The organism is Pedomonas sp. (assembly GCF_036515995.1).
Taxonomy (GTDB): domain Bacteria; phylum Pseudomonadota; class Alphaproteobacteria; order Sphingomonadales; family Sphingomonadaceae; genus Pedomonas.
On record NZ_DATBUP010000064.1, the window covers coordinates 25,682 to 32,717 of the forward strand.

Below are 7,036 nucleotides of genomic sequence, written 5' to 3' on the forward strand. Positions count from 1 at the left end.
GGTCGCCTGCCTTTACCGTTTCATCTGCAACGGGTCGAGGGGGATGGCCATGCCGCCGCCCCAATAACGCCCAACTTAATGTTGCGCAGTGGTCGCGCCTGCCGTGGCGTGGCGCAGCACCGTGACGGCCAGCACCGTCAGCAACGCCGTCAGCACCGCGCCGATGCCTGCCGCCACGTGCAGGCTGGAGACGAACGCCTCGCGCCCCGCTGCCAGCAACGCTGCGGCATCGCCCTGTGTCAGATCCCCCGCTACGGCTGCGGCTGCAAACAGGGAGTCCCGCCCGGCCGTCAGCGCCTCGGCGGGCAGGCTGGCGGGCAGGGTGTCCGCCGCCGCGGCGCGGTAGACGGCGGCGGCCACGCTGCCGATCACCGCAATGCCCAGGGCGTGGGACAACTCCATCGACGTTTCCGAAATGCCCGAGGCCTCGCCCGCCCGTTCGGGAGGGGCCGCGCCCAGAATGGCGTTGGTCAGCAGGGTGATGGCGGCGTTGGCCCCGAAAATGGCGAGGCCGAAGCCGGTGATGACCGTCAGGTAGCCGTCGGTTGTCGGGGCCTGCGTCAGCAGGGCGAACCCGGCGGTGCCAAGGGCAAAGCCCCCGCCGATGACCAGCGTCGGGTGAGTCTTGCCCGCCATCCACGGCGCAAGGAGAGAACCGAGCGTGCCGATGATCAGCGCGGGCAGCAGATGCAGCGCCGCATCCAGCGCGGAAAGCCCCAGCACCAGCTGCATGTACTGGTTGGTCAGGAACATGGGCGCGGCGAACGCCAGCAGAATGAGCGTCTGGGTGATCAGCGTGGCGCGGAAGGCCGAATTGCGGAACAGGTCCGGGCTGATCATCGGGTCCGTCAGCCGGATCTGGCGGCGCGCGAACAGGAAGCCGATGCCGACGCCCGCCGCCATGGCGAGCACGGCCAGCGGACTGACGCCGTCAACCGTCGCCTCCTTGATGCCGTAGACGGCCACCATCACGGCGGAGGTCGCCAGCACGGCGCTGGGAATGTCCAGCGAGCCGGCGTCCTTCTGCTTGTGTTCAGGCAGCAGAAGCGGGCCCACGATCAGCAGCAGGACCATCACCGGCACATTGAGCAGAAAGACGGCACCCCACCACCAGTATTCCAGCACGATACCGCCCAGCACCGGCCCGGCCGAGCCGCCGCCCATGAACAGGCTGAGCCAGACGGCAATAGCAAGGCCCCGCTGGCGCTCGTCATGAAACATGTTGCGGATGAGCGAGAGGGTGGAGGGCATGAGCGTTGCCGCCGCAATGCCGAGGAGGGCGCGGGCGGTAATCAGCATGGCCGGGGTCGTGGCAAATGCCGCCAGCAGGGAGGTGACGCTGAACGCCGCCGCGCCGATGAGCAGCAGTTTGCGCCGCCCGATCCGATCGCCGAGCGAGCCCATGGTCACGAGCGAGCCGGCAACGAAGAAGCCGTAAATGTCGATGATCCACAGCAGCTGCGTGCTGGTGGGGCGCAGGTCTGCCGCCAGATGCGGAATGGCCAGATGTAGCACCGTCATGTCGATGGCAATGAGCAGGGCGGGCAACACCAGAACGCATAATCCCACCCACTCCCGCCAGGTGGCGAGGGGGGTAACGGACGCTGGCGGGTTCGCATCGGATACAGGGCCGTGCATGGAGGTAATCCTTGTCTGGTCAACAAGCTGAAGAGCAAATGCGAAGAAGCGGCGCAGCAGCAACGGCGTGGGCAGGAGTAGGGGCCGCCGCCAGGCCTGAGCCGGGGAAAAGCATTCGAGTGGAGTGCGCAACGCTACAAACCGCCGTTTCAGCGGGGCGGGCTCTCTATCAGACCTGCGGGCAGGAGCGCAAGGGGAACAGGGCCAGCGCTCTGTGCCGTTCAGTTCGCGCGGGCTTCCACGCCGTCAGCGTCCGGACCGTCGAAACTCTGGGTCTTCACCCAGTCTGCGGCGGAGGGCAGGCTGCCGCCTACGGCCTTGCGGATGAAATGATCGATGGCTGCGTTGAGCCGCGCAACCTGCGGGGCCGCCTTTGCGCCCTCGGGCGTGATCCGGCAGTAGGCGCCGTTGAAGTTGTGATCCATGCCCTCGAAAATCAGGGCAAAGCCAAGCCCCGGGCGGGCCGCAGCAAAAGAATCGAGATGCCGCCGCCAGTCGTCAACGAAGCCGGGCAGCACGTCGGTCGTGCCGGTCACCACCAGCTGCGGCACACTCACATGGCTCCAGCCGTCAAGGCTGGTAAAGCCGGCAATGGTCGCGGGCGGGGAGATGGCGATGACGGCTTTGGGCGTGCGCCAGTTGCGAGTGAAGTCGCCATCAGGCCGCTGGATGCGGGCACCACCTGCAATCTGCGCGATCAGCGCGCCGTAGCTGTGACCAGCAGCCACCACGGTACCAGAGAAGGAGAGGCTGGCGAACTGCTGAGGTGCATTCGGCGTGAAAGCGGCATCCACCACGGCGTAGTCGCGCATGCGCAGCAACCGCCCGTCCGCCGTCTTGTAGTCGTCCCGGCGAGGGTGTTCCTCGGAATCCACGTGTTGCGGGGCGGCAACCACATAGCCACGCGCCGCCCAGTCCTTCAGCAGCACGTCATAGCGACTGTAGCTGGCATTGGCCCCGTGCGAGAAAATCAGGAGGGTGCAGTTCGTGCACCCCGACGCTGGGGCGAATACGCGCACTGGAACGGCCCGGCCCGCATCATCCAGCGTCAGGTCACGGACGACAACCTCGGCTGACGCTGCTGACGGTGCGGTTTCTGCCTGCGATGCCTCTGAAAGGGCGAGCCCGAGCGGAAGTGCTGCCGCAACCAGCGCCTTGGTGTTCTTTACTCGGGCCATGACGTTCCTCCCTGGGCAAGGGGCGAACCATAGGCCATCAGGGTGGTAAACGCGGGCGGAATTTGCGCGCGTTACCACACTGCGAGCGGGGCGCGGGGCGTGAGGCCCGCCAGTTCAGGCGGATGCAGCCTCGGCCCCGGCCTGCGTGAGCGCGGCAAGATCGTCCTTGCTCAGGTCAAGGCGCACGGCGGCGAGCAACTGCTCAAGCTGCTCGGGCCGGGTGGCGCTGGCAATGGGTGCAACGATGCCCGGCTGGGCCATCATCCAGGCCAGCGCCACGCTGGCGGGCTGGGTGCTGTGCCGCGCCGAGACGTCGTCGAGCGCCTCCAGGATGCGCGAGCCCTTGGCGTTCAGATAACCAGCCACGCTGCCGCCGCGCACGCTCTGGCCGAGGTCGGCCTCGCGGCGGTACTTGCCGGAGAGAAATCCCTTCGCAAGGCTGAAGTACGGAATGACGCCGATATCTTCCTGCACGCACAGATCCTGCAGCGCGCCTTCGTAGGCGTGGCGGTCATAGAGGTTGTAGAGCGGCTGAAGGCTCTCGTAGCGCGGCAGCCCCTCCCGGGCACTCACCTCCAGCGCTTCGGTCAGCCGCTCGGCAGTGTAGTTTGAGGCACCGATGGCGCGCACCACGCCAGCCTCGATCAGCTTCTGATAGGCGCGCAGCGTCTCTTCCAGTGGCACGCTCGTGTCGTCGGTGTGGGACTGGTACAGGTCGATGTAATCGGTTTGCAGCCGCTTGAGCGAAGCCTGGATGCCGCTGGCAATATGCTCGGCCGACAAACCCTTGCCGCCCGGCCCCATGTCCAGCCCCACCTTGGTGGCGATCAGCACCTTCTCGCGCTTGGCCGGATCGCGGGCCAGCCACTGGCCGATAACGGTCTCTGACTCGCCTCCCTCATGGCCGGGCACCCAGCGCGAGTAGGCATCCGCAGTGTCGATGAGATTGCAGCCCGCCTCCACGAAGGCATCGAGTAGGCGGAATGACATGTCGTGATCCGCCGTCCAGCCGAAGACGTTGCCGCCAAAGGCGAGGGGAGCGGCTTTGAGACCGGAGCGGCCAATGGGGCGAAGCGTTGCGGACATGGACCTGTCTTTCGTAATGAACCGTAGGTGCAGAACGATACAAACAGGCTGGCGGCTCCTGCAACGCGCCTGTCGGCGGTCCCTCTAACAGGCGAACATGAACGGTAGCTTGGCGGCAAATAAGAAACGGGGCGGAAAACCGCCCCGTCCTTTGTATCCTACTTGTTGTCGCCCATCTTGAGCGCGGCGATGAAGGCTTCCTGCGGAATGTCCACCTTGCCGAAGGTGCGCATCCGCTTCTTGCCCTCTTTCTGCTTCTCCAGCAGCTTGCGCTTGCGGGTGATGTCGCCGCCGTAGCACTTGGCGGTCACGTCCTTGCGCAGCGCCGCGATGGTCTCGCGGGCGATGACCTTGCCGCCGATGGCCGCCTGAATCGGGATTTTGAACATGTGGCGCGGAATCAGGTCCTTCATGCGCTCGCACATGTGGCGACCGCGCGCTTCGGCCTGAGAGCGGTGGACGATCATCGAGAGCGCGTCCACCGGCTCTTCGTTCACCAGCAGGTTCATCTTCACCAGGTCACCCTCGCGGTGGCCGATCTGGTGGTAGTCGAAGCTGGCGTAGCCGCGCGAGATCGACTTCAGGCGGTCATAGAAGTCGAACACCACTTCGTTGAGCGGCAGTTCGTAAACCACCATGGCGCGGGTCCCGGCGTAAGACAGGTTCTTCTGGATGCCGCGGCGGTCCTGACACAGCTTCAGCACCGAGCCGAGGTATTCGTCGGGCACGAAGATGGTCGCCTCGATCCACGGCTCCTCGATGTGATCGATCCGCACCACCTCCGGCATGTCGGCCGGGTTGTGCAGCTCGGTCATCGTGCCGTCGGTCCGGTGGATGTGATAGACCACGGACGGCGCGGTGGTGATGAGGTCGAGATCGAACTCGCGGGAGAGGCGCTCCTGAATGATTTCAAGGTGCAGGAGGCCGAGGAAGCCGCAGCGGAAGCCGAAGCCCAGCGCGGCGGACGTTTCCATTTCGTAGGTGAAGCTGGCGTCGTTGAGGCGCAGCTTGGCCATGCTGTCGCGCAGCTTCTCGAAATCTGCCGCGTCGACCGGGAACATGCCGCAGAACACCACGGACTGCACTTCGCGGAAGCCGGGCAGGGGCTCGGCCGTCTTGGCGTTCTTGGTCTCGACCAGCGTGTCACCCACGCGGGTCTGGGCCACTTCCTTGATCTGGGCGGTGATGAAGCCGACCTCGCCGGGGCCCAGATCCTGAAGATAATCGATCTTCGGGCGGAACACGCCGATGCGCTCGACGGTCTGGTCCGTGCCGGCCGCCATCATGCGCAGGCTCATGCCCTTCTTCAGCACGCCATCGACCACGCGGACGAGCAGGATGACGCCGAGGTACGGGTCATACCAGGAATCCACCAGCATCGCCTTGAGTGGCGCGTTGGGGTCCCCCTTCGGGGACGGAATGTACTGGACGATGGCTTCGAGCACGTCGTCGATACCGATGCCGGACTTGGCCGAGGCGAGCACGGCGTTGTCGGTCTCGAGGCCAATTACGTCCTCGATCTGCAGCTTCACCCGGTCCGGGTCGGCGGCGGGCAGGTCCACCTTGTTGATAACCGGCACGATGGTGTGGTCGTTCTCGATCGCCTGATAGACGTTGGCGAGAGTTTGCGCTTCCACGCCCTGCGAGGCGTCCACCACCAGCAGCGAGCCCTCGCAGGCCGCCAGCGAGCGGGAGACCTCATAGGCGAAGTCCACGTGGCCGGGTGTGTCCATCAGATTCAGCACGTAGGACTTGCCGTCCTTCGCCTTGTACTCGAGGCGCACGGTCTGGGCCTTGATGGTGATGCCCCGCTCGCGCTCGATGTCCATGTTGTCGAGCACCTGCTCAACCATCTCGCGGTCGGCAAGGCCGCCACAACGCTGAATCAGCCGGTCGGCCAGGGTGGATTTCCCATGGTCGATGTGGGCGATGATCGAAAAATTGCGAATGAGTGAAGCATCGGTCGTCATGCAAGCGCCCATAGCACTGCTCGAGGCTCTCGCAAAGCTGTCGTTGCAGGGAAGAGCAGTAAGTTGTGCGCTTTATTGCTTAAGTCGCGGCGAGCAGCCCGCCCATACATGCCGGATATAGTGGCAGACAGGGGGCGCGGCGTGTGACATCATTCGGTTAACCAAAACGAACCGGTTGGGAGATGGCGCGTGCTGAAAGTGGCGATCATCGGCTCCGGTCCTGCGGGTTATTACACGGCCGAGGGACTGCTGAAGCAGTTTGGCAGTGGCGTTCAGATTGACATCATCGACCGGTTGCCGACGCCCTTCGGGCTGATCCGCAATGGCGTCGCACCCGATCACCAGAGCATCAAGGCGGTGACGCGCCGCTACGAGAGCACACAGCTCGGCGGCAATGTCCGCTTCTACGGCAATGTGGAGGTGGGGGATGCTGTCAGCATGGAGGAGCTACGCCAACTCTATCATGCCGTGGTATTGGCAACCGGTGCGCCGCAGGACCGCCCGCTCGGCATCCCCGGTGACGAGAAGCCGGGGGTCATCGGCGCGGCGGCGTTCGTGGGCTGGTATAACGGGCATCCGGACCATGCGGACCTGAATCCGCCGCTTGATACGGAGACGGTGGCGATCATCGGCAACGGCAACGTGGCCCTGGATGTCGCTCGAGTGCTGGTGAAGACGCCGGAGGAAATGTCTGCTTCGGATCTGACTTGCCACGCAGCGGATGTCATCCACCGCAGCCCCATTCGCACCATTTATATCATCGGGCGTCGCGGGCCGCTTCAGGTCAACTTCACGCCCAAGGAACTGGGAGAACTGGGAGAACTGGGAGAGGCAGTCCCGCTGGTAGAGCCCGGCCAGCTTCCGTCCGAAGGTGCCGAACGCGGAGTTGAGGATACTGGTCTGCGCAAGGCGGTGGGGCATCTGCGCCAGTTCGCCGACCGATCACCTGAGGACAAGGCCCGGCAGATCCGCTTTCTCTTTTACTCCCGCCCGCAAGCCGTGCTTGGGGGCAACCGTGCCGAAGGGCTGCGGCTGGAGCGCACCTCGCTGGACGCGGCGGGGCAGGCGATCGGCACGGGAGAGACGTTCGATCTGCCCGCCGGTCTCATCATCTCCTGCATTGGTTACCGAACCCTGTCCATACCGGGCGTGCCGTTCGACAAC

The 7,036-nt window shown here is 65.0% G+C and carries 5 protein-coding genes; 1 reads left to right on the forward strand and 4 read right to left on the reverse strand.

What is annotated here, in order from left to right:
• Window positions 1-75: 75 nt before the first annotated feature.
• The 4 genes from VIG90_RS05115 to lepA all read right to left on the reverse strand — a co-directional run bounded on the left by VIG90_RS05115 (window position 76) and on the right by lepA (window position 5,872).
• Complete coding sequence (locus VIG90_RS05115) at window positions 76-1,638, reverse strand: MFS transporter (protein WP_331592376.1); 1,563 nt, start codon at window positions 1,636-1,638, stop codon at window positions 76-78.
• Window positions 1,639-1,859: 221 nt separating this feature from the next.
• A complete protein-coding gene (locus VIG90_RS05120; protein ID WP_331592377.1) occupies window positions 1,860-2,816 on the reverse strand; it encodes a hypothetical protein in 957 nt (318 codons plus the stop codon).
• A gap of 114 nt (window positions 2,817-2,930) precedes the next feature.
• The gene (locus tag VIG90_RS05125; RefSeq protein WP_331592378.1) at window positions 2,931-3,902 is read right to left on the reverse strand and encodes an aldo/keto reductase; all 972 of its coding nucleotides are present in this window, start codon (window positions 3,900-3,902) and stop codon (window positions 2,931-2,933) included.
• A gap of 158 nt (window positions 3,903-4,060) precedes the next feature.
• A complete protein-coding gene (gene lepA / locus VIG90_RS05130; RefSeq protein ID WP_331592380.1) occupies window positions 4,061-5,872 on the reverse strand; it encodes a translation elongation factor 4 in 1,812 nt (603 codons plus the stop codon).
• Window positions 5,873-6,061: 189 nt separating this feature from the next.
• On the opposite strand from lepA, the gene VIG90_RS05135 reads away from it, so the two are divergent.
• Window positions 6,062-7,036, forward strand: a 975-nt coding sequence (locus tag VIG90_RS05135) for an FAD-dependent oxidoreductase (protein WP_331592381.1), incomplete at its 3' end; no start/stop codon positions are given.